Below are 24,616 nucleotides of genomic sequence, written 5' to 3' on the forward strand. Positions count from 1 at the left end.
ATCGGCGACAGCGCGACCTCGAGGCGGTGGTGCACCGACAGGGAGTCGTCGCCGAGGGCCCGCGCGGCGGCCAGCACGAGGCCCCGCTCCGGGCCCTTGGGCACTCCGGCGGCGGCACGCTCGTACAGCGCGGCGCCCTCCTCCAGGACCAGGCCGGTGTCGATCCCGGCCGGCACCTTCACGGACGCGATGTGCCGCCAGGTCGCCAGCGGATGGCTCCACGCCTCCACCCGGAAGGTCCAGCGGCCGGTCGAGTCCGCAGTGATCTCCGCGCCCCAGCGGTCGCTTCCCTCGGACAGCTCCCGCATCGGCGTCCAGGGGCCGCGGCGGCCCTTCGGATCGCGCAGGACCACATTCGCACCCACGGCGTCATGGCCTTCGCGGAAGACGGTGGCCGAGACCTCGAAGGTCTCCCCGACCACCGCTTTCGCCGGGCGCCTGCCGCACTCCACGGCCGGCCGGACGTCACGTACCGGGACACGGCCGATGGCCGGGGTCCTGCGCATGTATCTCACCTCCGCCGTGCGCGAAGCCGGGCACCCGGCCCGGCTTCGCGATCCGATAGTCGGGCCGGCGTGTGCCGTCCCGAGTGGAACGCCTTGTACGGTGCCAGGTCAGGAGCTTGGCGCCGTGGAACGCCGCTCCGACGGCGGCGCTCTTCTGGCCGCCCGACGAGGCTGCGGCCGTCCGTCCTGCTCGCGCAGGTAGGTGACCAGATTCGTGCGGAGATAGCGCTCGGCTGCGTCCGCGGCCTCGCGGGCGCAGCGTTTGCCCATCAGCACGCACAGCGTGTACCCCGAGTCCTCGAAGGTGGCCCGGACCGTGCGGTCGTGCGGCGAGGCGAGCATCACGCGCTCCCACGCCCGGTAACGCCGCAACTGCCGGGCCACTTCGGCCTTGGCGGGTAGCAGCATGGCCCTCTTCACCTTTCACGCTCTCGACTGGGCGCGTTCCCGACGGTCGGGTGGTGTCCGGGCACGGGGAGGCACGGCACCGTTACGGCGATCGAGGCTTTCACTTATGGTGCACGCGCGGCGACGCAGCGTCTTGTTGGAGCTTCAATCATTACGGGTGTCGGGTGCTCGTGTTGCACGAATGGCGTAGTGCCCTCACCGTGGAGGTGACTCAGACGCGATCAACGCTCACGCTTTGTGTCCGGGATCCCTCCCGGACGGGGCAAGGGGAGCGAGAGCTTCGCCGGTGAGGAGCAAGCGACGATGAAGACCGCAGTGCCCTGCTACTACCACCTCGACGTGGAAGTCAGCCCGGAACGGGTGGGACAGGTCAGCCGCATCCTGGCCGCCCATCTCCACTACTGGGACCTCGAGAACCTCGTGGACCCCGTCTGCCGCGGCGCCGAACTGCTGCTGCGGGCGATCGACGCGCACGCGACGGACAAGCACACATCGATCGAGATGTGGTGGAACGGCCAGCACCTCATCACCGCCTTCGGCGACGACGACCCGGATCTGCGCCCGGACCAGGACCTGCGGTCCTGCCTGGCGGACATCGCGGCCATGAGCGACGGCTGGGGCTGCTGCGCCTCGGACACCGGCAGCAAGATCATCTGGTTCTCGCAGCGGGCCCGCGCCGGCGAGCGCGTACCCCTGGTGCCCGTCGCCCCCGAACCGGCGTTGCGCACCGGGCTCCAAGTGCCGCGTACGGAGCGCATGGCCGCGCTGGCCGCGCCGGCGCCCGCCGGTGACGACGCCGTCCTTGCGGGCAGCCGGTGACCGCCCGCAAGAAGCGCGCAGGGGTGTCCGTCTGGAGCGGGCACCCCTACCCGTTGGGTGCCGCGTTCGACGGACGGGGCACCAACTTCGCACTGTTCAGCGAGGTCGCCGAGCGCGTCGAGCTGATCCTCGTCGACGACGCAGGCTCCAGGACCCCGGTCCGGCTGCACGAGGTCGACGGGTTCGTGTGGCACGCCTACCTCCCCGGCATCGGCCCCGGCCAGCGCTACGGCTACCGGGTGCACGGTCCCTGGCAGCCCGCGCTCGGCCACCGCTGCAATCCGGCGAAACTGCTGCTCGACCCGTACGCCCGTGCCGTGGACGGCCAGATCGACAACCACCCCTCCCTGTACGAGCGCGCCCCGGAGGGACCCGCCCCGGCCGACAGCGCCGGCCACTCCATGCTGGGCGTGGTCACCGACCCGTTCTTCGACTGGGGCGACGACCGCCCGCCCCGGACGCCGTACGCGGAGTCGGTGATCTACGAGGCCCACGTCCGCGGCCTCACCCGCACCCACCCGGACGTCCCGGCGCGGCTGCGCGGCACGTACGCCGGCCTCGCGCACCCCGCCGTGCTCGAGCACCTCACCTCGCTCGGCGTCACCGCGGTGGAGCTGATGCCGGTGCACCAGTTCGTGCAGGACGGTGTCCTCCAGGACCGGGGCCTGTCCAACTACTGGGGCTACAACACCATCGGTTTCTTCGCCCCGCACAACGCCTACGCCGCCTTCGGCACCCGGGGCCAGCAGGTCAACGAGTTCAAGGACATGGTGAAGGCGCTGCACGCGGCCGGCCTCGAAGTCATCCTCGACGTGGTCTACAACCACACCGCCGAGGGCAACGAGATGGGGCCCACGCTCTCCTTCCGGGGCATCGACAACGCCTCCTACTACCGTCTGGTCGACGGCGACTGGGCGCACTACTACGACACCACCGGCACCGGCAACAGCCTGCTGATGCGGCATCCCTACGTGCTGCAGCTGATCATGGACTCGCTGCGGTACTGGGTCACCGAGATGCACGTCGACGGCTTCCGCTTCGACCTCGCGGCCACGCTCGCCCGGCAGTTCCACGAGGTGGACCGGCTCTCGGCGTTCTTCGACCTGATCCAGCAGGACCCGGTGATCAGCCGGGTCAAGCTCATCGCCGAGCCGTGGGACGTGGGCGAGGGCGGCTACCAGGTCGGCAACTTCCCGCCGCTGTGGTCGGAGTGGAACGGCAAGTACCGCGACGCCGTACGGGACTTCTGGCGGGCCGAGCCGGGCTCGCTCGGCGAGTTCGCCTCCCGGCTGACCGGCTCCTCCGACATCTACCAGCACAGCCGGCGCCGACCGCGCGCGAGCGTCAACTTCGTCACCGCGCACGACGGTTTCACGCTGCGCGACCTCGTGTCCTACAACGAAAAGCACAACGAGGCCAACGGCGAGGACAACCGGGACGGCGAGAGCCACAACCGGTCCTGGAACTGCGGGGCGGAGGGCGACACCGACGACCCGGCCGTCCTCGAACTGCGCGCCCGCCAGCAGCGCAACCTGCTCGCCACGCTGCTGCTCTCGCAGGGCATCCCGATGCTCTGCCACGGTGACGAACTCGGCCGCACCCAGCGGGGCAACAACAACGCCTACTGCCAGGACGACGAGATCTCCTGGATCGACTGGGGGCTGGCCGAGGAGCAGCGGTCCCTGGTGGAGTTCACCCGGCGCCTGATCGCCCTGCGCGCCGCACACCCGGTACTGCGCCGCCGCCGTTTCTTCCGCGGCGAGACCGCGACCAACGCCGAACAGCCGCTGCCCGACCTGATGTGGCTCAGGCCCGACGCCCGCGAGATGACCGGCCGGGACTGGCAGCGCGGTGACGCGCACTCGGTCGGCGTGTTCCTCAACGGCGACGCCATCGCCGAACGCGACCCGTACGGCCGCCGGATGGTCGACGACTCCTTCCTGCTCCTCGTCAACGGCTACTGGGAGACGGTCGACTTCCGCCTGCCCGACGACTCCTTCGGCGAGCGCTGGACCACGTTGATCGACACCGCCGAGCCCGACGGGATCCCCGACGAACGCGAACGCAAGGCCGGCACGAGGCTCCGCGTGGAGGCGCGCAGCCTGGTTCTCCTGTCCCGCCCGTCCCGAGCCGCACCCCGGGGGCGCAAGGCCTAGGCCCCCCGGGTCCGCCGCACGGACGCGGCGGACCCTTGTCGGCGCGGCGCGCGGGCGGCTCAGCGGGCGGGGCGGGACGTCACCGTGAACTGCGCACCGTCGGCGTCCCGCAGGATCGCCTCGGTCTCGCCCTCGCGCAGCACGCTGCCGCCGTGCTTCTCCGCCGCGCGTGTGCAGCCCGGCACGTCCGCCACCGTGAAGTGGACCTGCCAGTGGGGACGCACCTCGGGGTCCGGGGCGGCCTCCACCGCGCCCGAGTCGATGCGCGCCACCGCGTCGCCCCGGCTGCGCAGCACCACCTCGTCACCGTCGTACTCGACCTCGCAGCAGCCCGGCGACCCGGTCGCCCAGTCCAGGATCTCGCCGTAGAAGATCGCGGCGTCGAAGGCGTCCCGGGTGTGCAGCCGTATGAAGGTCGGCGCCGCCTGCCGCCAGGTCTCCCAGTTGGTGACCAGTTCCCCCTGCCAGATGCCGAACGTGGCGCCGTCCCGGTCGGCCAGCAGCGCCGCCCGGCCGGGCGGGAACGACAGCGGCCCCACCGCCGCCGTACCGCCGCGCTCCCGCACCCGGGCCACGGCCACGTCCGCGTCCGGCACGGCGAAGTACGGCGTCCAGGCCACCGCCATCTGCCACATGGAGGCGACGGCCGCGATACCGGCCACCGGGACGCCGTTCGCCAGGGCGATCCGGAAGTGCTCGCCGAGTTTGGCGCCACGCCAGCGCCAGCCGAGGACGGCCGAGTAGAAGTCCTGGGTGGCCTGGAGATCGCGGCTGGTGAGGCTCACCCAGCACGGCGCGCCGAAGACGGCGTGGGTGGACATGATGTCTCTCCTGCGCGGCCCGCCGCCGGCGGGGCTGTCGTGATTCATGGCAGTCGCGTCCTGCTCTCGGGGCCGGGCGGCCACCGGTCTGGCTCCAGTGTCCAACCGGAGGGGGGTGAAGTGCCTGTCGAGTACCCCAGGTGGCAGAGGGGCAGGCCCCTGCGACGATGGAGGGATGGGACACAGTGAGCCGGACCGGGTGACCGAGCTGGAGGCGGAAGTCGGCCAGCTGAAGGAGGCCATGGCCTCGCACGCGGTCGTGGATCAGGCGATCGGGATGATCGTGGCCCTCGGCCGGGTCACCCCGGACCAGGGGTGGCAGGTGCTCAAGGACATCTCCCAGCACACCAACATCAAGCTGCGCAATGTCGCGGAGCTGATCCTGATCTGGGGCCGGCGTGGCGACATACCGGCCGGCATCCGCGCCGAGCTGGAGGACGCCCTGGACCGGTACGGCCCCACGCAGGTGCCCGGGACCGAGGGGGAGTGAGGTCAGCGGGCGCGCGCTTCCGAGAGCAGTTCCTCACGCAGCCGGTCGAAGCAGCCGCTCAGCAGCCGGGAGACGTGCATCTGCGAGATGCCGAGCTGTTCGGCGATCCGGCTCTGGGTCATACCGCGGAAGAATCGCAGATAGAGGATGGTGCGCTCGCGCTCGGGCAGCGTCGCCAGGCAGGGCTTGACCGAGGCCCGGTCCACGACGAGGTCGTACCCCGGGTCCGGGCCGCCCAGCGAGTCGCCGAGGGCGTAGCCGTCCGTGCCGGCCACCTCGGCGTCCAGGGACAGCGCGGAGAAGCACTCCAGCGCCTCCATCCCGGCGCACACCTCGTCCTCGCTGAGCCGCGTGTACGCGGCGATCTCGGCGACGGAGGGCGTCCGGCCCGACGTGGACTGCGCCAGCTCCTTCGTCGCTGAGCGGACCCGGTTGCGCAGGTCCTGTACCCGGCGGGGCACGTGCAGGGTCCACATGTGGTCGCGGAAGTGGCGCTTGATCTCCCCGGTGATGGTGGGCACCGCGTACGCCTCGAAGGCGCGGCCCCGCTCCGGGTCGTAGTGGTCGACGGCCTTGACCAGGCCCAGCGCGGCCACCTGGTAGAGGTCCTCCAGGGCCTCACCGCGGCCGCGGAACCGTACGGCGATCCGCTCGGCCATGGGAAGCCACAACCGGACCAGCTCGTCCCTGAGCGCCTGGCGCTCGGGGCCGTCCGGCATCCCCGCGAGCCGCTCGAAGGACTCGCCGGTGTCCGGGGCGTCGTCGTGGGGGTGGGGCTTGATGCTGCCGGTGACAGGCATTGCGCGCACCTCTCTCAGCAGGTGCTGGGTGAACAGACACCGTGGGAGGTGCGCTCGGACGTTTGGGGCATCGGGGCGCCCGGCGGGGCCGGCTCCCACGGACGTGCCTCCTGTCCGAAGCACATGGTTCGCTTTCCCGCTGATGGACATCTCAAAACAAATAAGTACATATGGGATCTAGTGGGTCGCTGTGGGCTCCGCCGGCCGCTCCTGGCCCCGCCTTGGGGAGAAATACCTCTGTATGAGAGGTAATCTCCGGGCGGGGAGGCCGACACCTTTCCGGAGGATCTGGCCGACGTGCTCGTGGGGGTCCAGCGGCTGATCCGGCGCCGGCTGCGCGGCGGATCACCGGGCCCCGCCTGCGTGGCGCCGAGGTCGAACTGCTGCGGCTGGTCGAGTCCCGGCCCGGCATCGGTGTCTCGGAGGCGGCCGGGAGGCGCTGCGCGCGGCCCTGCCGGCCCTGCGCAGGCTGGCCCGCACGCTGCACGAGCAGGCCGGGGAATCATGACGAACGATCTCCCGGCAAGGCGTTCGCGGCCGGGGTGAAGCCGCTGGTCCAGGCCGTCGGCGAGGTCGACCCGCTCAGCTGTCAAGTCGACGCCCCGCGCGGTCTCCTGCTGGGCGCGCCCGCGCATCTCGGCGCCGGCTTCGCCGTCCTGGCGGTGGCCGCCGCGCCCGGCATCACCGCGGCCTCCGCGCTGCTCGGCGGCCCGGCCCGGTGATCTTGCCGCGGACGTGATGTGCGGCACGCACCCGCACCCGCCCGGAACGGGTCCCCGACGTGTTCTTCCTGGGCAGCGCTTGATCACTGATCAAAGCGGGTGAATTCCCTGGCCACAGCGCATTCTGCTCATTTGACAGTGCGCTGAGCACACAGATAGACAGCAACTCTCGAAGGTCGAGAGGGGCACTGTGTACGAGCCGAACGTGGTCGGTGACTGGCACGAGTACGAGGAGCATGCCGGTCTGCGGGTCCGCGTCCACCGCCTGGAGGCTGCCGAGCCGCCGCGCGGACGGGACGACGCCGCCGCCGGGCTGACGTATTTCAGTGTCCGGGTGACCGTCGAGAACCGGGGCGCGCGGCACTTCGGCATCCACCTGGAGGACGGTCAGATCGACGTCCGCGTCGGACCGGACGGCGAGGGCGCCTTCATCGACTGGCGCAACTCCCAGTTCATCGAGGGCTTCGACGTCTACCCGCTGCGCCGGGCCACCGCCGTGCTGTACGCCGCCGCGCCCGAGGGCGCCCTCACTCACGTGGACGTACAGGTGCAGCTGAGGGTGGACGAAGAGTGGAGCGACCGCCGGCTGTGGGCCGGCGGCATCGGCGTCCTGGAGGCCACCACGGCCCCCACCCCCGCGGCCCCCGGACAGGGCAGCCTGGCCCATCAGGTGTCCGCCTTCCTGAGGGACCAGACGGAGCCGGGCACCGCCTGAGGCGGGCGGGGGCCCACCGCGGCGGTACAGGTCCGGGAAGGCCGAGCGCACCCCTGCGCGGGGTGCCGCACAGGGCCGAGCGCGGGATGCCGTACGCGCCCGGGTCCGGGAAGGCCGTACGCCCGCCACGGGATGCCGTACGGAGCCGCGTGCGGATCCCCTGCGGGACTCAGTGCGGGATGCCGTCGATGATCTCCCGTGCGCCCTGCCGGAGCAGGGCCACCGCGACCGAGGTGCCGAGCGTGGCCGGGTCGAGCCGGCCCGCCCACTCGTGGGCGTTCAGCCGGGTCTTGCCGTCCGGGGTGAACACACAGGCCCGCAGGGAGAGTTCCCCGCTGCGGTCCACGCGCGCGAACCCGGCGATCGGGCTGTTGCAGTGCCCCTGGAGCACATGCAGGAACATCCGTTCGGCCGTCGCCTCGCGATACGTGTCCGGGTCCCCGAGCCCGCTGACGGCGTCGATCAGCGCGGTGTCGCCCTGCCGGCACTGGAGGGCGAGGATGCCCGCGCCGATCGGCGGCATCATCTCCTCCGTCGACAGCACCTCGCTGATCACGTCGGTCCGGCCGATCCGCTCCAGCCCGGACACCGCCAGCAGCAGCGCGTCCGCCTCGCCCGCGGCCAGCTTCTCCAGCCGGCGGTTGGCGTTGCCGCGGAACGGCACGCACTCCAGATGCGGATGCGTGGCGGCCAGCTGGGCCACCCGGCGCACCGAGGAGGTGCCGATCCGGGTACCGGCCGGCAGCTCGTCCAGGGTCAGCCCGCCCGGGTGCACCAGCGCGTCCCGGATGTCGTCCCGCTTCAGGAACGCGGCGAACACCGTCCCGGCGGGCAGCGGCCGGTCGGCGGGCACGTCCTTGACGCAGTGCACCGCGAGATCCGCCTCGCCGGCCAGCAGGGCCGCGTCCACCTCCTTGGTGAACGCTCCCTTGCCCTCGACCTTGGACAGGTCACCCATCCACCTGTCACCGGTCGTCTTCACCGGTACGACCTCGGTCCGCACACCGGGGTGCAGGACGGCCAACTCGGCGCGGACGCGCTCGACCTGAGCCAGGGCCATGGGCGAGTCGCGGGACACGATACGGATCAGTTCCGGCACAGACATGGGGGACACGATAGACCCTGGCACCGGGCACCCTCGGACCGGTCACAGCATGACGTGTTTGACCTGGGTGTAGTCGAGCAGACCGGTGAGCGACAGATCGCTGCCGTAACCGGAGTGCCGTACGCCCCCGTGCGGCATCTCGGACACCGTGGTGCCGTGGGTGTTGACCCAGACGATGCCGGTGTGCAGCGCCCGGCTCGCGCGCATCGCACGGTCGTGGTCCCGGGTCCAGACACTCGCCGCGAGCCCCTGCGGAACGGCGTTGGCCAGGTGAAGGGCCTCCGCCTCGTCGGTGAACGGCTGGACGGTGACGACCGGGCCGAAGATCTCGCCGCGCACGATCTCGTCCTCCTGCCGCACCCCGGTCACCACCGTCGGCTGGTGGAAGAAGCCGGGGCGGTCCAGGGCGGCACCGCCCGTGACGACCTCGGCGTGGTCCGGCAAGGAGTCCAGCACCCCGCGCACCGCGGCGAGTTGGGCCGCGTGGGCGAGGGGGCCGAAGTCGGTGCCGGGCGCGTCCGGGGAGCCCGTCCGCAGCCGGGCGGCCCGGTCCGCGAAGGCGGCGACGAACGCGTCGTGGATCCGCCGGTGCACCAGCAGCCGGGTGGCGGCCGTGCAGTCCTGGCCCGCGTTGTAGAAGGCCAGGGACGCCAACTGCTCGACCGCGTCGTCCAGATCGGCGTCGTCGTGGACCAGCACCGGGGCGTTTCCGCCGAGTTCGAGGTGCACCCGCTTGAGATCCGCGGCCGCCGCCGCGGCGATCTCCCGCCCGGCCCGGACGCTGCCGGTGACCGCCACCAGCCGGACGCCGGGATGGGCGACCAGCAGGCGTCCGGTGTCGCGGTCGCCGCACACCACGTTGAGCACGCCGGGCGGCAGATGCCGGGCGGCGATCCGGGCGAGGAGCGTGGCGGAGGCCGGGGTGGTGTCGGAGGGTTTCAGCACGACCGTGTTGCCGGCCGCCAGCGCGGGCGCGACCTTCCACACCGCCATCATCAGCGGATAGTTCCAGGGAGTGATCTGCGCGCAGACGCCGACCGGTTCGCGGCGCAGCAGGGAGGTGCGGCCCGGCGTGTACTCGGCGGCGGCCGCGCCCGGCAGGTTCCGGGCGGCCCCGGCGAAGTAGCGCAGCACGTCGACGATCGCGGGCAGTTCGTCCCCGAGGAACAGGGCGCGCGGTTTGCCCGTGTCGGTGACCTCCGCGGCCGCCAGGGCGTCGGCGTCGCGCTCCAGGGCGTCGGCGATCCGCAGCAGCGCCGACTGGCGCTGCGCCGGGGTGGTGGCCGCCCAGCGGGGGAAGGCGTCCTGCGCCGCCCGTTGCGCGGCGTCGACGTCCGCGGCGCCGGAGAGCGGTGCCGTGCCGTGGACGCGTCCGGTGGCCGGGTCGACCAGCCGCAGGGTGGCCCCGGAGGCCGCCGGTACGTCCTTGCCGCCGATGTGGTTGAGGACGGTCGTCGAGCGGGCGGTGTCAGCCACGGCGCAGGGCCTCCTCGGCGGCGGCGCGGCCGGTGCGGACGGCGCCCTCCATGTATCCGGCGACCCACTGGTCGGAGCCGCAGACGTAGAACGGGGGTTCGTGGGTGCCGTGCAGCGGGCCGACCGCCATGACCTCGCCCGGCGGCCACTGGGTGACGTAGCCCTGGGTCCACGGGTCGGTGCCCCACAGCCGCAGATGGCACGCGAGCGGCCGGTGGGCCTTTGCGCCGAACATGCCGGCCATCTCGGCGAGCAGCTCGGGGCCGCGCAGCGGGCCCGGTATGCCCAGCAGGACGCCGAACCGCTCGGGCGGGATCAGCGCGGACAGGACGCCCTCGCTCTGCGGCCAGGTGCTGCCCAGCACCCCCTCGGCCTCCGACAGGCCGTTCAGTCCGGCCGCGCGCCAGAACGGACGCTCGTACACGGCGGCGAACTTGGCGGCGACGGCCTGGCGTTGGCGGTGCAGGGAGGCGAGCCGGGCCTCGCCGACCCCGGTGACGGAGACGGACCGCAGGGGTCCCACGGGCAGCGCGCTCACCACGGCGGCCGCGGTGAGGACCTCCCCGGTGACCAGGCGCACGGAACAACGGCCGGGCCGGATGTCGACCGCGGTCACCGGCGAGCCGAGGCGGACGCGCCCGTCGAGCCCGCGGGCCAGGACGTCGGCCAGGGTCGCCGAGCCGTCGGCGAGCCGCAGCCCCTCCCAGTCCTCGTAGTCGTAGTCGCCCGAGCCGGCGCCCGGGACGGCCGCGTTCTTGCGCAGCGCGGCCAGCAGCGAGATACGTTCGTAGGAGCCGCCGGCCAGGGCGAGCTGGCCGATGTCCCACAGGCGTACGACGGCGGGCGTGGCGTGCCGGGAGCGCAGCCAGCCGGCCACGGACAGCCGGTCCAGGGCGGCCGCCTCCGGATGCGACCAGGGGTCGTCCGGGTCGACGGTGGCGGCCAGGGCCGTGAACTCGGCGCCGAGCCGCTCGTGCACGGCCGCGTCGCCGGGGCCGAACCAGTGCGGGGGTTCACCGGCCGAGCACCCCTCCGGGGTGGCCCGGGTCATGCCGCCCGGCTCGTCCACGTAGCTCGGGACCAGCTTCAGGCCCAGCTCGTCGGCCAGCCGGAGATAGGCGGTGTGGCCGCGGCCCACCACCTCGCCGCCCAGCTGGACGGTGCGGCCGTCGGGCGTCCGGGTCTGCTCGACCCGGCCGCCGACGCGGTCACGGGCCTCCAGGACGAGTACGTCGGTGCCGGCGGCCGCCAGGTCCCGGGCGGCGGCGAGCCCGGCCAGTCCGGCGCCGAGCACGATCACGTCGTGATGCATCAGTTTCGCTTTCGTCGGGGGCGGTCAGGCGAGGACCAGGCAGTGCTCGGGCCGCCAGCCGAACTCGACGGTCTCGCCGCCGCTCCAGCGGTCCTCCATGCGCGCGCGGGCCGTGTTCTGCTCCAGCACGGACAGCGTGACGCCGGGGGCGAGTTCGATGAGGTAGGTGGTCGTCGGGCCGCTGTAGACGGTCTCGCGGATCACCCCGGACAGCTTCGACATGCCCGGTTCGAAGTCGGAAAGCCAGATCTTCTCGGGACGCACGGAGACGCTGACGGCGGTGCCGTCGGTGATGCCGGGGCGGCTGCCGACCGGCAGGGCCGGCCCTTGGTCGAGGGCGACCTCGCCGCCGCGGTAGGTGCCGGTCATCAGGTTGGAGGTGCCCATGAAGGAGGCCACGAAGCTGCTCGCCGGATGCTCGTAGACGTCCTCGGGGGTGCCGCACTGCTCGACGCGGCCGGCGTTCAGCACGGCGATGCGGTCGGACATGGTGAGCGCCTCGTCCTGGTCGTGGGTGACGAAGACGAAGGTGATGCCGACCTCGCGCTGGATCTGCTTCAGCTCCACCTGCATCTGCCGGCGCAGCTTCAGGTCGAGGGCGGCCAGCGGCTCGTCGAGGAGCAGGACGGCGGGCCGGTTGACGAGGGCGCGGGCCAGGGCGACCCGCTGGCGCTGGCCGCCGGAGAGGGTACGGGGCCTGCGGTCGGCGAGCCCGCCGAGCTGGACCAGCTCCAGCATCTCGGCCACCCGCTTGCGTATCTCGGCCCGGTCCACGCCCTTGCGCTTCAGGCCGAAGGCGATGTTGTCGGCGATGCTCAGGTGGTCGAACAGGGCGTAGCTCTGGAAGACGGTGTTGACGTTGCGCTTGTCGGGCGGCAGCCCGGTCACGTCCTCGCCGGCGAGCAGCACCGAGCCCTCGGTGGGGTCCGTGAAACCGCCGATCATGCGCAGCGAGGTCGTCTTCCCGCAGCCGGAGGGGCCCAGCAGCGAGAAGAACTGGCCGGCCTCGATGTCGAGGTCGAGGTCGCGGACGGCGTAGGAGTCCGCGAACTGCTTGGAGACGCCGTCGAGCCGGACGGCCGGGGTCGCGTCGGTCGCGTCCATGGAGTCACTCTCCGGAGAGGATGTCGAGGCCGCCGCGGCGGCCGAAGAGGCGCGGGATGAAAAGGGCCAGGGCGATCAGGCAGACGGAGCCGGCGAGCATCAGGGTCCCGACGGCGTTGATGGTGGGCTGCACCCCGAAGCGGATCGCGGAGTAGATCCGCACCGACAGCGGCTGGGGGTCCACGCCGGTGGTGAAGTAGGCGAGCACGAAGTCGTCGAAGACGAGCGCGAAGATCAGGACGGCACTGGCGAGCACGGCGGGCAGCAGGGCCGGCAGGGTGACCAGGCGGACCGCCTGCCAGCGGGTGGCGCCCAGGTCCATCGCGGCCTCCTCCACCTCGGGGTTCAGCGCGGCGACCCGGGAGCGGAGGATGACGGTGACGTAGGAGATGGAGAAGGTGATCTCCGACAGCATCACCGTGCCCGTCGACAGGGCCACGCCCAGGCCCTTGAACAAGAGCATCGACGCGACCCCGGTGACGATCTCCGGGGTGATCAGCGGTACGAGCATGACGAGGCCGGCGAGAGAGCCGAGCCGGGTGCGGCAGCGCACCAGGCCGAGCGCCAGGGCCACGCCGAGGACCACCGAACCGGCCATCGCCACCAGGGAGATGCGCAGGCTGGTGCCGAGCGAGGAGATGAGGACGTCGTCGTGGGCGAAGGCGCGGTACCAGCGCAGGCTGAACCCGCCGAAGACGGTCAGGGACTTCTCGGAGTTGAAGGAGAACAGGGCGACGACGCCGATGGGCAGGTAGAGCAGCGCGAAGAACAGCGCCGTGACGGCGACGAGGACGCGGGGCCTGCGGTCGGCGCGGCCACGGCGCCTGCGGGGGCGTACGGCGGGCCGGGCGGGGGCGGCGGCCGAGGACTCACGGACCAGGGTCATCGGCGGGCCTCCGCCTCGTCCTTGCGGGTGCGCCGCAGATAGCCGAACATCCCGACCAGCAGCACCAGCATCAGGAGCATGGTGAGCGCCGAGCCGAGCGGCCAGTTCTGGCCCTGGAAGAACTTGTCCTGGATGAGGTTGCCGATCATGATCTGGTCCGGTCCTCCCATGAGCTGTGCGCTGACGAAGTCGCCCATCGCGGGCAGGAACACCAGGACCAGCCCGGCGGCGGCGCCCTGCCGGGTGGCGGGCAGGGTGACGAAGAGGAAGGTCCGCACCGGGCCGCCGTACAGGTCGCGGCCGGCCTCGATGAGGGAGACGTCCAGCCGCTCCAGGGCCGCGTACAGCGGGATGATCATGAAGACGACGAAGCCGTAGACGAGTCCGGCGATCACGCCGACGCCGGTGTTGAGGATCTTCGTGTCGCCGTCGGCCAGGCCGATCGCGCGCAGGGCGCGCAGCACGGGTCCGTCGTCGGAGAGGACCACCGACCAGCCGTACATGCGCACCAGGTAGTTGGCGAAGAAGGGTACGACGATCGCGGCGATCAGCGCGTTCTTGTACCGGCCGCCGTGCAGGGCGATGGTGTACGCCACCGGGTAGGCGATCAGCAGGCAGATCAGGCAGGTCAGCAGGGCGTAGCCGAGGGAGCGGACCAGGACCTCGGTGTAGGCGGGGTCGGCGAGGGCGCGGACGCCGGTGAGGTCGAAGCCGAAGCGCGGGTTGCCGAGTTCGTCGGTGGTGCCGACGGCGAGGACGGCGACGAGGATCAGCGAGGCGATCAGGAACCCGGTCATCCACAGGGTGCCGGGCAGCATGAACCAGATCCACATGCGGTTGCCGCCGCTGTCCGCCTTGCGGCGCCGGGAGCGGGAGGAGGGGCGGAGCAGTGCCATGGCTCAGCCCGCCTTCACATGGGTCCAGGCGGTGTCGCGGGCGTCCTCCGCCGCGCGGCCCCCGTTGCGGAAGAACAGGTCCGCCTTGAGGTCGTCCTGGGTGACGAGGCATTCGGGGAAGGGCCGGACGAGGTCGGCGTAGGTCTTCTCGGTGCCGGCCACCGGCATCGGGTAGCCGATGTACTCGATGTTCTTCTTCACGTTCTCCGGCCGGAGCATGTAGTCGATGAAGAGCATCGCGGTGCCCGGGTGCGGGGCGTTCCAGGGGATGGCGTAGCAGTCGGAGTTGATCGGGGTGCCCTCCTTGGGTGCCTGGAAGCCGAAGACGGAGGGGTCCTTGGCCTGGTTGAGCATGGCGGCCATGTCGCCGCTCCACGCCTGGGTCATGACCGCGTTGCCGTTGAGGAGGTTGTTGTAGCTGTCGCTGGAGAAGCCGCGCAGCCGGGGGCGGAGGGTGCCCAGCAGGGAGGCGATGCGGTCGAGATCACGGCCGTCGCCGGTGCTGACGTCGAGGCCGAGCTGCAGGGCGCCCATGCCGAGGACCTCGTCGCGGTCGTCGAGCAGGAAGACCTTGCCGCGGGCCTTGTCGCTCCACAGGTCCTTCCAGGAGCCGGTCAGTTCGCCGATCCTGTCCCGCCGCCAGCCGATGCCCGTCTTGTACGCGGTGAACGGGACGGTGTGCGCGGAGCCCGGGTCGTACCAGGGGTCGGCGAAATAGGTGTAGGTGCCGAATATGGCGTGGGCGTTGGTCAGGTGGGAGTGGTCGATGCGGCGCAGCCGGCCGCCGCGGACCAGGCGCTGGGCCCATTTGGCGGTGGGGAAGACGATGTCGTAGCGGTTGCCGGCGTTGAGCTTGGCGACCATGCCCTCCATCGAGTCGAAGTTCGACTGGACGACCCTGACGCCGTACTCCTTCTCGAAGCCCTTGAAGACGGCCGGGTCCACGTAGTCGGCCCAGTTGAAGTAGACGAGATCGCCGTCGACGCGGGGCGGGACCGGGGCGAGCGCCCCGGCGTCGGGCCGCTGCGCGGGCATGAACCCGCAGCCGGCCGCCGCCGCGCCGAGCAGGCCGCAGGCGCCGGCGCGCAGAAGGGCGCGGCGGGTCGGTGGGGTGGGTGGGGCGGGGGACATGAAGCGTCCTCTCCGTCGAGGAACGGCACAAGTCCAGGGCGGACCGGCTGGTCGGCTCGCCACGGGCCCTGACTCCGCGGCGAAGACCGGTCTGGGGAGAGTGCGAACGCGGTCAGCGGGGGAGGGGTAAGCCCGACGGCGGGCACACGGCACGCAGGTGGTGCGGTCCGGTGGGCGTCACCGGGCGTCCCCGTCCAGGTCGTCCCGGACCCGGCGGGCGAACCAGCCGACGGCGGCCTCGCGGCGGGAGAGCGGACCCGGCTCGAAGCCGGGTGTCGTCAGACCGGCCTGGACGCGCTCCACCAGCTCGGCGTCCTCGTCGTTGGTGACCCAGCCGATGTGGATGTTGAGCCGGCGGGCCAGCCGCGTGCGGACGCTCTCGCCGTGCTTCGTGTAGAAGGCGCCGGGGATCGCCGCCCGGTCCTGGGCGGTGGGCAGGGCGGTCCACGCGAGCACGTGGTCAGGGTAGAAGTCGATGAGCGTGTTCGGATAGATCACGGCGTACCGCCACACCCGCCGGTCGGCCTCGGTCAGCCCCGGCATCGGGCTGGCGAGGCGCTGGTAGAGCCGCTCGGTCCAGTTCGAGGACGGCTTGTCGCGCAGGGGCGACTCGAACAGGACGTAGTTCTCCTGCACGTCCACCGTGTACGCCTGGTAGTCCAGCAGCCGCATCAGCGCCGGGTGGGCCACGGGGACGTGGTAGCCCTCCAGGTAGTTGTCGACGATCACCTTCCAGTTGGCCTTCTGCTCCTCGCCGCCGGCCAGGTCGTGGATGCGGTGCCTGCCGACCGGGACGAGGTCCGCCCCGGCGTACCGGCCGACGGCCTCCGCGAGTCCCTTGCACGACTCGGTGAGGGGGGTCGCCTCCAGGTCGAGGTTGACGAAGACGAAGCCGAGGAAGGACTCGACGTTGACCGGGTGCAGTCCGAGCCGGGGCTTGTCCAGGCAGGGGATCCGGCGGGCCTCGGGCGCGCCGACGAGCCGTCCGTCCAGCTTGTAGGTCCAGCCGTGGTACGGGCAGCGGATCGCCTTGCCCGACGGTTCCGGGCCGGTGACCAGGCGGGTGCCGCGGTGGCGGCAGACGTTGAGATGGGCGGCCAGGCCGCCGTCCTCGGTGCGGACGACCAGGACCTCCCGGCCGGCGACCGTGGCGGTCAGGCGGGCGCCCGGTCCGGGGAGGTCGGACTCGTGGCACACGAGCTGCCAGGATTTGGCGAAGATGCGTTCGGTTTCGGCCTCGGCGACGGCCGGGTCGGTGTAGAAGCGCGCGGGGAGCGCTTGCCCGGGATCGTCGGGCGACGGCTGGGGCGGGGCCACGGTCGGGGTGTCTGCCCGGGTGGTCGAGGGGTGCATGGAGTCCTCCTCCGCGCCGCGGCGGCGGCGTATGGGCGGTGAGGCTGCGGGCGGGACGGCGGTTTCCGGGGGAAAGGCCGCCGGGTCCTGGCTGACTAATTGGTTAGTCAGAGTGGGACCGTGCCGGGTCCAAGTCAAGACTTGTGGGCTGACTAATTAGTTAGTTAGTGTCGGTGGCAGGTCGGACGCGTCGGCTCCAGCAGAGGGCTGCCCGGGCGCGTCCCGTGATGCTGCGGCCCCTGTGCGCCGCCCCGCTCCCCGCCTCCCCGTGAGCACCGGAGCCCCCCGCCCGCCGTCGCCGCGCCACCCCCGTTCCCGGAAGACGACCGGGACGTGCGCCCCCGGAGGCACGCATGAGCGCTCGCCGAAGTCTGGTCTGGCTCGGCCTCACCCCCGAACCCGAACAGGAGCTGCCCGCCGCCGTGGCCGCCCTGCGGGCCCCCACGGACGAAACCCCGCCGCCCGGCCTGGTCGCCGCGGAACGGCGCCGCGTCGAGAGACTGGTGCTGCGCGGCACCCAGCGCGGCTGGCTGCGCTACCTCGCCGAGGTCACCGACCTGGTGGTGGCCGCCGCCGTGAATCCCGCGACGACCGATCCGCGCCCGGCGCTGGTGGCCGGGGAGGTCGTCCTCGATCACCACCGCATGCTGATCGGCCTGCCCGGGGCCGGCTACGCCCGCACCGCCGCCCAGCGGCGGGACCTGGAACGCGCCCTGTCCCACCTGAGAACCGGCGACGACGGAACGGGTCCCTCCACCACCCCCCGCCCTCCCGGATCCCCCGCCCCCTGCGGACCCGATCCCTTCCTCGCCTCCGCCCCCTCCGGACCCCCCGAGCCCAGGAGCACCGCATGACCGGCGTCTTCTCCCTCCTCCCCGAAGGACGGCCCGGCCTTCTCGAACCGCTGCTGTCCGGCGCCTGGCTGTCCGGGAGCGGCGAGGATCTGCCCCGGTACCTGGCCGCCGGGGGATACGCCCCCCTGCCGGAACCGGGCCGGCTGCTCGACCGGATCGCCGCCGCGGGCCTGCGCGGCCGGGGCGGCGCCGGATTCCCCGCGGCCGTCAAACTGCGCGCCGTGCGGGACGCCCCGGGCCTGCCCGTCGTCGTCGCCAACGGCGAGGAGGGCGAGCCGGGCTCCGTGAAGGACCGCTGGCTCCTGCGCCACCGGCCCCACGCGGTACTCGACGGCCTGCGGCTGGTCGCGGCCATGACCGGCGCCGGCCACGGCTGCGTCTACCTCTCCGACGCCCCCGCCGAGCGGGCCGTGCGACGGTCGCTCGCCGAGCGCCCCACCGAGCTGCGCATCGACGTCGTACGGACGGAGCACACCTACGTCGCGGGCGAGGAGACCGCGGTCGTACGGCGCATCGACGGCGGCCCCGCCCTGCCCACGGCGAAACCGCCGCGCCCCTTCGAGAGCGGTGTCGGCGGCGCGCCCACCCTCGTCGCCAACGTCGAGACGCTGGCCCGGATCGCGCTGACGCACGCCCGCCCCGAGGCCGCGGAAGCCGTCGCCGGTGCCCATCTGGTGACACTCTCCGGCACGAACCGTGAGGGGCCCACCGTCGGGGGCGGGGCGGCGCTGGCCGAGGTGCCCGTCGGCACCCATCTGAAGGTCCTCGCCGACCTGTGCGGCCACGGCGGGGCGGACTCCGTGCTGCTGGGCGGCCTGTTCGGCGGTCTGCACGGAGCCGGCTGGCCGGACCTGCCCCTCGACCACGACCGGCTGAGCGCGGCCGGCGGCGCCCTGGGCTGCGGGGCGCTGTACTTCCTGCACCCCGAGGACTGCCCGGTCGCCGTGGCCACCGAGGCCACCGCCTACCTGGCCGCGCAGAGCGCCCGGCAGTGCGGGGTGTGCGTCTCCGGCACCAGGGCCCTGGCGGGCACCCTCACGGACGTCGCACGCGGCGCGGCGGACGCCGGCACGTCAGACAAGCTGCACCGCTGGTCGCGCGGGCTGCCCGGACGCGGGGCCTGCGGACTGCTCGATGCCGCCGCCCGCGTCGTCGGCACCCTGCTCGCCCACTTCCCCGACCGCGTCGACGGCCACCGAAACGCCGCCTGCCCCGCCTGCGCGGGCCCGGCACCCGAGGACGGACGCCGGTTCACCGTCCCGGTCCCCTGAAACCGCGTCCGGCCGTCCCTCCGCACCCCCGCACCCCCTCGCATCCTCACCGCCCCCTCATCGCCCCCGCGCGCACCGAAAGGACCGCGTAATGAAACTGCTGCTGGACGCCACCCGCTGCCAGGGCTACGGCCTGTGCCAGGAACCCGCTCCCGAACTGATCGACCTCGACGAGTGGGGTTACGCGCAGCCGCGCGGGACCACCGTGCCCGAGGGCGGCGAGGAGGCCGCCGCGGCGGCCGTCGCCGCGTGCCCCAACTCCGCGCTGCGGCTGGTGAAGTGAGATGGGACGCGACCTCTCCGCCCTCTTCGACCCGGTCTCCGTCGCGGTCGTCGGCGCCAGCGACGACCCCGCCAAGTACGGCCACGCCATCGCGGCCCAGGCCCTGCGCGCCGACGGGCGCCGCCCCGTCCACCTGGTCAACCGGCGCGGCGGTACGGTGCTCGGCCGCACCGCGGCACTCAGCCTGAGCGCGCTCGGCGAACCGGTCGACCTCGCCGTGGTCTCGGTGCCCGCCGCCGGCTTCGAGGACGCAGTCGACGAGGCCCTGCGGTGCGGGGCCCGGGCGATCGTCGCCATCACCGCCGGCTTCGCCGAGACCGGCGCCGCCGGCCGGGCCCGCCAGTACGCCGTCGCCGAACGCGTGCGCGCCGCCGGAGCCGTCATGGTCGGCCCCAACTGCCTCGGCATCGCCGACAACACCACCGACCTCTTCCTGGCCTCCGACTCCTTCACCCCCGGCGGAGTCGCCCTGCTCAGTCAGAGCGGCAACCTCGCCCTCGAACTCCAGCTCCGCTTCCACCCGCACGGCCTCGGCTTCTCCCGCTTCGTCTCGCTCGGCAACCAGGCCGACGTCACCCTCGTGGACCTGCTCGCCGACTGCGCCCGGCACGAGGGCACCCGGGCGATCGCCGTCTACGCGGAGGACTTCGGCGACGGGCGCGCCTTCGCCGAGGCCGCCGCCGACGCGGGCAAGCCCGTGGTGCTGCTGACCGCCGGCCGCGGCGACGCCTCCGCGCGCAGCGCCCAGTCGCACACCGGAGCGCTCACCACCTCCGCCGACGTGGTGAGCGCGGCCTGCCGCGACGCCGGCGTGGAACTCGTCGCCACACCACGCGAACTCACCGTCGTGCTCGCCGCGTTGGACGGCGCACGACGCGCGTCGGGCCGGCGGGTCGCGGTCCTCACGGACGGCGGCGGCCACGGTGTCATCGCGGCCGACTCCGTCGAGACGGCGGGTCTGGCCGTGCCCGAACTCGCCGAGCCGACCCGGCAGCGGCTGCGCGAGGCCCTGTGGGAGCAGTCGGCCGTCGCCAACCCGGTCGACCTCGCCGGCATGGGGGAGCAGGACCCCGGCTCGTACGCGGCGACCGTGGCCGCACTGCTCGCGGCCGAGGAGACCGACGCCGTCCTGATGACCGGTTACTTCGGCGGCTACGCCGCGGCCGAAGGCGGACTCGGCGGGGGCGGCAGGGCGCTCGCGGACGGTGAGCAGGAGGCCGCCCGGCTCATCGCGGCACGGCACCGGGCCACCGCGAAGCCGCTCGTGGTGCAGTCGATGTACCCCGAGTCGCCCAGTTGCCGCACCCTCGCCGCGGCGGGCGTCCCGGTCTTCGCCGCCACCGAGGACGCCGCCCGCGCGCTCCTCGCCACGGCACCCGGGACGGCGCACACGGGTGTCACCCCCCTGCCCGTGCCCGCCGCACCCCTGCGGGAGACCGGCTACCTGGAGACCCGCAGGGCACTCGAAGCGGCCGGACTGGCCTTCCCCGCCGCCCGGGAGGTCCGAGACGAGACCCAACTGCTCTCCGCAGCAGCCGAGTTCACCGGACCGTACGTGCTCAAGGCCCTGCACCTGCTGCACAAGTCCGATGCGGGCGGAGTGGCCTTGAACCTGTCCGGCCCCGCCGAACTCCTCGCCGCCTTCCGTCAGATGCACGCCCGTCTGGGCGCCCCCTCATACTCCGTGGAGGCCATGGCGGACCTGTCGGACGGCATCGAGCTGATCGTCGGCGTCAACCGCGATCCGCGCTTCGGGCCGGTGGCCATGGTCGGCCTCGGCGGAGTCCTGGCGGAGGCGCTGCGCGACGTCGCCTTCTCCCTGGCGCCCGTACCCGCGGACCGCGCCGAGTCGCTGCTGCGCGGCCTGCGCACCGCCGCCCTGCTGGACGGCGTGCGCGGCAGGCCGGCCGTGGACGTCGCCGCGGCCGCGGCCGCCGTCGAGACGATCACCACGTTCGCCGCCGAGCACCCCGAGATCGCCGAGATCGAGGTCAACCCCCTCCTCGTACGGCCCCGGGGGGTCCTCGCCCTGGACTCCCGCGCCGTGCTCGCCTGACCGGCCCGGCCCCGCCGGACCACCGGACCGGACCCCCGCCGGCCCGCCCGCCCCCGCACCCCGTCTCCCCGCACCCCGTCTCCCGGAATCCAAGAGGCACCCATGGACCTGCGCTACACCTCCGAACAGGCCGACCTCAAGCGCCGCGCCGCCGAGTACGCCCGGCTGCTGATGCGGTACGAGGACCAGTCCGAGCAGGCCGGCGGACCGCTGCCGCAGCAGCTCGTCACCGAACTGACCCGGGCGGCGATGGACGCCGGCGTCTACGCCATCAACATGCCCGCCGAGTGGGGCGGTGCCGGACTGAGCCTGCTCGACCAGGTCATCGTCGAGGAGGAGTTCGGCAAGGTCACCAACTGCCTGTGGGACATCCCCTGGCGGCCCGCCAACGTCCTCGCCTACGGCGACGAGCGGCAGCGCGAGAAGTACCTGCTGCCCGTGATCCGGGCCGAGAAGTTCGACGCGTTCGCCGTCACGGAGCCGGGCGCCGGTTCCGACCCCTCCTCCGGTACCTCCACCGCCACCCGTACCGAGGGCGGCTGGCTGCTCAACGGCGAGAAGTGGTTCGTCACCTGCGGGGACATAGCCGACTTCCTGCTGGTGCAGGCCGACGCGGGCCCCGAGCGGCTGCCCACCCTGTTCTTCGTCGACAAGGCCGCGCCCGGCGTCGAGATGACCCGGCTGCCCCACTTCATGCACTCCGCGGTCAACGGGCACCCCGAGTTCACCTTCACCGATGTCTTCGTGGCCGACGAGGACGTGCTCGGCGGCGTCGGCAAGGGCTACGAGCTGACGAAGGAGTGGTTCACCGACGAGCGCCTGATGATCGCGGCGCGTACGGTCGGCGCGGCCGAACGGGCCCTGGAGCTGGCCCGGGACTGGGCCGTGGAGCGGCAGCAGTTCGGGGCGCCCATCGCGTCGTACCAGCTGATCCAGGGCATGCTCGCGGACTGCGCCGTGGACATCGCCGTCAACCGCGCCTACACCCACCAGGTCGCCTGGGAGGCGGACCAGCCCGGCACCGACCGCAAGACACTGCACGCCAAGGCCTCCACCGCCAAGCTCGCCGCCAGCGAGGCGGCCGGCCGCGTCGCCGACCGCTGCCTCCAGATCTTCGGAGGCCGCGGCTACGACCGCACCTATCCCGTCGAGCGTATGTACCGCGAGCTGCGCGTCGACCGGATCTGGGAGGGCACCTCCGAGATCCAGCGACTGATCATCGCCAACGAGCTGATCAAGCGCGGCACCAGCGCCCTGGCCCTGCCCACGCACTGACCCCTTCCGAGCCCCGTCGCACCCCACCACCTTCACAGCGAGGACTTCCATGGACTTCCGCCTCACCCCGCGCCAGGTACAGCTCAAGGCCGACGCGCGTGCCCTCACCGACCTCATCGCCGCCCACGAGCTGGAGTGCGAGGAGAACAACGGCCTGCCCGCCGACACTCACGCCAAGATCCGGGACGCCGTCCTCGACGCCGGACTCCAGGCCGTCAACATGCCGGCCGAGTGGGGCGGCGCCGGTCTCACCATCGCCGAACAGGTCACCGTGCAGGAGGAGCTGGGCCGGCTGACGGGCGCCCTGTGGGACATGGTGTGGCGCCCCGCCAACGCCCTGCGCTTCTGCACCCCCGAGCAGCGCGAGCGCTTCCTGATCCCGGTGATCCGCGGCGAGCGCCGCGACTGCTACGCCGTCACCGAACCCGGCGCCGGCTCGGACCCGCAGAACCTGGCCACCACCGCCACCAGGAACGACCGGGGCTGGGTCCTCAACGGCGAGAAGTGGTTCGTCACCGTCGGCGACCACGCCGACTTCATGATCGTCCTCGCCGCCGCCGGCCCGGAGCGCGCCCCGACCCTGTTCCTGGTCGACAAGGACACCCCGGGCATCGAGATGACACGCGTCCCCCGCTTCATGCACACCTTCGTCTACGAGCACCCCGAGTTCACCTTCACCGACGTCCAGGTCGACGAGGACGCCGTGCTCGGCGGCATCGGCGAGGGGTACGACATCACCCGCTCCTGGTTCACCGAGGAGCGCCTGATGATCGCGGCCCGTACCACCGGCGCGGCCGAGCGGGCGCTGGAACTGTCCCGGGACTGGGCCGTGGAGCGGGAGCAGTTCGGGGCGCCCATCGCGTCGTACCAGCTGATCCAGGGCATGCTCGCGGACTGCGCCGTGGACATCGCCGTCAACCGCGCCTACACCCACCAGGTCGCCTGGGAGATCGACCAGGCGCCGGCCGAGGACCGCAAGCGGCTGCACGCCAAGGCGGCCATCGCCAAGCTGTCGGCGAGCGAGGCCTCGGGCCGGGTGATCGACCGGTGCCTCCAGATCCACGGCGGCCGTGGCTACGACCGCTCGTACGCCGTCGAGCGGCTCTACCGCGAGCTGCGCGTGGACCGCATCTGGGAGGGCACCTCCGAGATCCAGCGGCTGATCATCGCCAACGAACTCGTCCGGCGCGGCACCGGGGTCCTGGACCTGCCCACCGCCTGACACAACGGCCGACACAGATCGAAGGGAAGCTCGGATGACCGGCATCGAACGCGTCGGAGTCGTCGGCTGCGGCCTGATGGGTGCGGGCATCGCGGAGGTCTGTGCCCGGGCCGGCTTGCCGGTGACCGTGGTGGAACGCGACGCGGAGGCGGCCCGGTCGGGCCGCCTGCGCATCACCCGTTCGCTCGACCGGGCCACCGCGCACGGCCGGCTCACGGCGCAGCGGCGTGACGCCGCCGCCGGCCTGATCACGGTGACCGACCAGCTGGAGGCGCTGCACGACCGCGACCTGGTGGTCGAGGCCGTGGCGGAGGACGAGCGCCTCAAGACCGACGTCTTCACCCGCCTGGACGCCGTCCTCACCGGCGACCACGCCCTCCTGGCGACCAACACCTCCTCCATCCCGGTGATCCGGCTCGCCGCCGCGACCGGCCGCCCCGAACACGTCGTCGGCGTCCACTTCTTCAACCCCGTACCGGTCCTGCGCCTGGTCGAACTCGTCCCCTCCCTGCTCACCTCGGCCGACACCCTGAGCCGGGCGGAGACCTTCGTGACCGGCAGGCTCGGCAAGGACGTCGTACGCACCCGGGACCGGGCCGGATTCGTCGTCAACGCGCTGCTCGTCCCGTACCTGCTGGCCGCCATCCGCATGGTGGAGGCGGGCAGCGCGAGCGTCGAGGACATCGACCGGGGCATGGTCCTCGGCTGCGCGCACCCCCTCGGCCCGCTCGCCCTGACGGACCTGATCGGCCTCGACACCACGCGGGCCATCGCCGAATCGCTGTACGCAGAGTTCCGCGAGCCGCTGTACGCGCCGCCGCCCCTGCTGTCCCGCATGGTGGAGGCGGGCCTGCTGGGGCGGAAGTCCGGGCGCGGCTTCCACGCGTACCCGGCGCGGCCACGGAACGAGACGGCCGTACCCGCGGAGCGGTCGTGAGGGAAAATGGTCTCGGCG

General features: G+C 72.7%; 23 protein-coding genes and 2 pseudogenes. 13 read left to right on the forward strand and 12 right to left on the reverse strand.

Annotated elements, in window-relative coordinates; genetic code table 11:
* Together JK361_RS28250 and JK361_RS28255 are read right to left on the reverse strand one after the other, a co-directional pair.
* A partial coding sequence (locus JK361_RS28250) for a maltotransferase domain-containing protein (protein WP_201823153.1) occupies positions 1-506 on the reverse strand: 506 nt, incomplete at its 3' end.
* 108 nt (positions 507-614) lie between these two features.
* Positions 615-914, reverse strand: coding sequence for a DUF5133 domain-containing protein (locus tag JK361_RS28255; protein WP_201823154.1), 300 nt, complete (start codon positions 912-914; stop codon positions 615-617).
* 303 nt (positions 915-1,217) lie between these two features.
* On the opposite strand from JK361_RS28255, the gene JK361_RS28260 reads away from it, so the two are divergent.
* On the forward strand, positions 1,218-1,733 hold the full coding sequence (locus JK361_RS28260; RefSeq protein ID WP_201823156.1) for a pep a2: 516 nt from the start codon (positions 1,218-1,220) through the stop codon (positions 1,731-1,733).
* 23 nt (positions 1,734-1,756) lie between these two features.
* The gene (gene glgX / locus JK361_RS28265; RefSeq protein WP_201823159.1) at positions 1,757-3,889 is read left to right on the forward strand and encodes a glycogen debranching protein GlgX; all 2,133 of its coding nucleotides are present in this window, start codon (positions 1,757-1,759) and stop codon (positions 3,887-3,889) included.
* Between the two features lie 59 nt (positions 3,890-3,948).
* On the opposite strand, the gene JK361_RS28270 is transcribed toward glgX, so the two are convergent.
* The gene (locus tag JK361_RS28270; protein WP_201823161.1) at positions 3,949-4,758 is read right to left on the reverse strand and encodes a VOC family protein; all 810 of its coding nucleotides are present in this window, start codon (positions 4,756-4,758) and stop codon (positions 3,949-3,951) included.
* Positions 4,759-4,885: 127 nt separating this feature from the next.
* Between JK361_RS28270 and JK361_RS28275 the strand changes: the two genes are divergently transcribed.
* Entirely contained in the window at positions 4,886-5,200 is a 315-nt protein-coding gene (locus JK361_RS28275) for an ANTAR domain-containing protein (RefSeq protein WP_201823164.1), read from the forward strand.
* A 2-nt stretch (positions 5,201-5,202) separates the two neighbouring features.
* Here JK361_RS28275 and JK361_RS28280 read toward each other — a convergent pair whose 3' ends face one another.
* Positions 5,203-6,000, reverse strand: a complete 798-nt coding sequence (locus JK361_RS28280; RefSeq protein ID WP_201823166.1) for an RNA polymerase sigma factor SigF — start codon at positions 5,998-6,000, stop codon at positions 5,203-5,205.
* Between the two features lie 288 nt (positions 6,001-6,288).
* Here JK361_RS28280 and JK361_RS41440 point away from each other — a divergent pair.
* The 3 genes and pseudogenes from JK361_RS41440 to JK361_RS28290 form a co-directional block, all read left to right on the forward strand.
* Positions 6,289-6,431: pseudogene (locus tag JK361_RS41440) on the forward strand (MarR family transcriptional regulator); the annotation flags it as partial.
* A gap of 123 nt (positions 6,432-6,554) precedes the next feature.
* A pseudogene (locus tag JK361_RS28285) lies at positions 6,555-6,722 on the forward strand (ABC transporter permease); the annotation flags it as partial.
* Between the two features lie 190 nt (positions 6,723-6,912).
* Positions 6,913-7,437 (forward strand): hypothetical protein, encoded by a 525-nt coding sequence (locus JK361_RS28290; protein ID WP_201823168.1) that lies wholly within the window; start codon positions 6,913-6,915, stop codon positions 7,435-7,437.
* Between the two features lie 169 nt (positions 7,438-7,606).
* On the opposite strand, the gene hemC is transcribed toward JK361_RS28290, so the two are convergent.
* The 8 genes from hemC to JK361_RS28330 all read right to left on the reverse strand — a co-directional run bounded on the left by hemC (position 7,607) and on the right by JK361_RS28330 (position 16,700).
* A complete protein-coding gene (gene hemC, locus JK361_RS28295) occupies positions 7,607-8,542 on the reverse strand; it encodes a hydroxymethylbilane synthase (protein ID WP_201823169.1) in 936 nt (311 codons plus the stop codon).
* A gap of 42 nt (positions 8,543-8,584) precedes the next feature.
* Positions 8,585-10,018 (reverse strand): aminobutyraldehyde dehydrogenase, encoded by a 1,434-nt coding sequence (locus tag JK361_RS28300; RefSeq protein ID WP_201823171.1) that lies wholly within the window; start codon positions 10,016-10,018, stop codon positions 8,585-8,587.
* The gene (locus tag JK361_RS28305; protein ID WP_201823173.1) at positions 10,011-11,330 is read right to left on the reverse strand and encodes a flavin monoamine oxidase family protein; all 1,320 of its coding nucleotides are present in this window, start codon (positions 11,328-11,330) and stop codon (positions 10,011-10,013) included. Before JK361_RS28305 ends, JK361_RS28300 begins: the two co-directional genes overlap by 8 nt.
* Before the next feature lie 24 nt (positions 11,331-11,354).
* Positions 11,355-12,434, reverse strand: coding sequence for an ABC transporter ATP-binding protein (locus tag JK361_RS28310; protein ID WP_201823175.1), 1,080 nt, complete (start codon positions 12,432-12,434; stop codon positions 11,355-11,357).
* Positions 12,435-12,438: 4 nt separating this feature from the next.
* On the reverse strand, positions 12,439-13,320 hold the full coding sequence (locus tag JK361_RS28315) for an ABC transporter permease (protein WP_236053714.1): 882 nt from the start codon (positions 13,318-13,320) through the stop codon (positions 12,439-12,441).
* Positions 13,317-14,216 (reverse strand): ABC transporter permease, encoded by a 900-nt coding sequence (locus tag JK361_RS28320; RefSeq protein ID WP_201823176.1) that lies wholly within the window; start codon positions 14,214-14,216, stop codon positions 13,317-13,319. The genes JK361_RS28315 and JK361_RS28320 overlap by 4 nt, the downstream gene beginning before the upstream one ends.
* 3 nt (positions 14,217-14,219) lie before the next feature.
* Complete coding sequence (locus tag JK361_RS28325) at positions 14,220-15,347, reverse strand: polyamine ABC transporter substrate-binding protein (RefSeq protein WP_201823178.1); 1,128 nt, start codon at positions 15,345-15,347, stop codon at positions 14,220-14,222.
* 177 nt (positions 15,348-15,524) lie between these two features.
* Entirely contained in the window at positions 15,525-16,700 is a 1,176-nt protein-coding gene (locus JK361_RS28330; RefSeq protein ID WP_236053715.1) for an aromatic ring-hydroxylating oxygenase subunit alpha, read from the reverse strand.
* A gap of 353 nt (positions 16,701-17,053) precedes the next feature.
* Here JK361_RS28330 and JK361_RS28335 point away from each other — a divergent pair, with 353 nt between their 5' ends.
* From JK361_RS28335 to JK361_RS28365, 7 genes are all read left to right on the forward strand, one after another.
* Complete coding sequence (locus JK361_RS28335) at positions 17,054-17,554, forward strand: hypothetical protein (RefSeq protein WP_201823182.1); 501 nt, start codon at positions 17,054-17,056, stop codon at positions 17,552-17,554.
* The gene (locus JK361_RS28340; protein ID WP_201823183.1) at positions 17,551-18,825 is read left to right on the forward strand and encodes an NADH-ubiquinone oxidoreductase-F iron-sulfur binding region domain-containing protein; all 1,275 of its coding nucleotides are present in this window, start codon (positions 17,551-17,553) and stop codon (positions 18,823-18,825) included. The genes JK361_RS28335 and JK361_RS28340 overlap by 4 nt, the downstream gene beginning before the upstream one ends.
* A gap of 91 nt (positions 18,826-18,916) precedes the next feature.
* Complete coding sequence (locus JK361_RS28345) at positions 18,917-19,108, forward strand: ferredoxin (RefSeq protein WP_201823185.1); 192 nt, start codon at positions 18,917-18,919, stop codon at positions 19,106-19,108.
* Position 19,109: 1 nt separating this feature from the next.
* Positions 19,110-21,164 carry an acetate--CoA ligase family protein gene (locus tag JK361_RS28350; RefSeq protein WP_201823186.1) on the forward strand — a complete coding sequence of 685 codons (2,055 nt, stop codon included), beginning with the start codon at positions 19,110-19,112 and terminating at the stop codon, positions 21,162-21,164.
* Between the two features lie 102 nt (positions 21,165-21,266).
* Positions 21,267-22,439, forward strand: a complete 1,173-nt coding sequence (locus JK361_RS28355) for an acyl-CoA dehydrogenase family protein (protein WP_201823189.1) — start codon at positions 21,267-21,269, stop codon at positions 22,437-22,439.
* A gap of 49 nt (positions 22,440-22,488) precedes the next feature.
* On the forward strand, positions 22,489-23,661 hold the full coding sequence (locus JK361_RS28360; protein WP_201823191.1) for an acyl-CoA dehydrogenase family protein: 1,173 nt from the start codon (positions 22,489-22,491) through the stop codon (positions 23,659-23,661).
* 34 nt (positions 23,662-23,695) lie between these two features.
* Positions 23,696-24,598: a 3-hydroxybutyryl-CoA dehydrogenase gene (locus JK361_RS28365; RefSeq protein ID WP_201823194.1), complete on the forward strand. Its 903-nt coding sequence runs from the start codon at positions 23,696-23,698 to the stop codon at positions 24,596-24,598.
* Positions 24,599-24,616 lie beyond the last annotated feature (18 nt).

Source organism: Streptomyces musisoli (assembly GCF_016741855.1).
Lineage (GTDB): Bacteria > Actinomycetota > Actinomycetes > Streptomycetales > Streptomycetaceae > Streptomyces > Streptomyces musisoli.

Bases quoted from the DNA above. Each gene is read 5' to 3' on its own strand.
- JK361_RS28255 (WP_201823154.1), bottom strand. From the start codon at position 914: ATGCTGCTACCCGCCAAGGCCGAAGTGGCCCGGCAGTTGCGGCGTTAC.
- JK361_RS28260 (WP_201823156.1), top strand. From the start codon at position 1,218: ATGAAGACCGCAGTGCCCTGCTACTACCACCTCGACGTGGAAGTCAGC.
- JK361_RS28270 (WP_201823161.1), bottom strand. From the start codon at position 4,758: ATGAATCACGACAGCCCCGCCGGCGGCGGGCCGCGCAGGAGAGACATC.
- JK361_RS28275 (WP_201823164.1), top strand. From the start codon at position 4,886: ATGGGACACAGTGAGCCGGACCGGGTGACCGAGCTGGAGGCGGAAGTC.
- JK361_RS28280 (WP_201823166.1), bottom strand. From the start codon at position 6,000: ATGCCTGTCACCGGCAGCATCAAGCCCCACCCCCACGACGACGCCCCG.
- hemC (WP_201823169.1), bottom strand. From the start codon at position 8,542: ATGTCTGTGCCGGAACTGATCCGTATCGTGTCCCGCGACTCGCCCATG.
- JK361_RS28305 (WP_201823173.1), bottom strand. From the start codon at position 11,330: ATGCATCACGACGTGATCGTGCTCGGCGCCGGACTGGCCGGGCTCGCC.
- JK361_RS28310 (WP_201823175.1), bottom strand. From the start codon at position 12,434: ATGGACGCGACCGACGCGACCCCGGCCGTCCGGCTCGACGGCGTCTCC.
- JK361_RS28315 (WP_236053714.1), bottom strand. From the start codon at position 13,320: ATGACCCTGGTCCGTGAGTCCTCGGCCGCCGCCCCCGCCCGGCCCGCC.
- JK361_RS28320 (WP_201823176.1), bottom strand. From the start codon at position 14,216: ATGGCACTGCTCCGCCCCTCCTCCCGCTCCCGGCGCCGCAAGGCGGAC.
- JK361_RS28325 (WP_201823178.1), bottom strand. From the start codon at position 15,347: ATGTCCCCCGCCCCACCCACCCCACCGACCCGCCGCGCCCTTCTGCGC.
- JK361_RS28330 (WP_236053715.1), bottom strand. From the start codon at position 16,700: ATGCACCCCTCGACCACCCGGGCAGACACCCCGACCGTGGCCCCGCCC.
- JK361_RS28335 (WP_201823182.1), top strand. From the start codon at position 17,054: ATGAGCGCTCGCCGAAGTCTGGTCTGGCTCGGCCTCACCCCCGAACCC.
- JK361_RS28340 (WP_201823183.1), top strand. From the start codon at position 17,551: ATGACCGGCGTCTTCTCCCTCCTCCCCGAAGGACGGCCCGGCCTTCTC.
- JK361_RS28345 (WP_201823185.1), top strand. From the start codon at position 18,917: ATGAAACTGCTGCTGGACGCCACCCGCTGCCAGGGCTACGGCCTGTGC.
- JK361_RS28350 (WP_201823186.1), top strand. From the start codon at position 19,110: ATGGGACGCGACCTCTCCGCCCTCTTCGACCCGGTCTCCGTCGCGGTC.
- JK361_RS28355 (WP_201823189.1), top strand. From the start codon at position 21,267: ATGGACCTGCGCTACACCTCCGAACAGGCCGACCTCAAGCGCCGCGCC.
- JK361_RS28360 (WP_201823191.1), top strand. From the start codon at position 22,489: ATGGACTTCCGCCTCACCCCGCGCCAGGTACAGCTCAAGGCCGACGCG.
- JK361_RS28365 (WP_201823194.1), top strand. From the start codon at position 23,696: ATGACCGGCATCGAACGCGTCGGAGTCGTCGGCTGCGGCCTGATGGGT.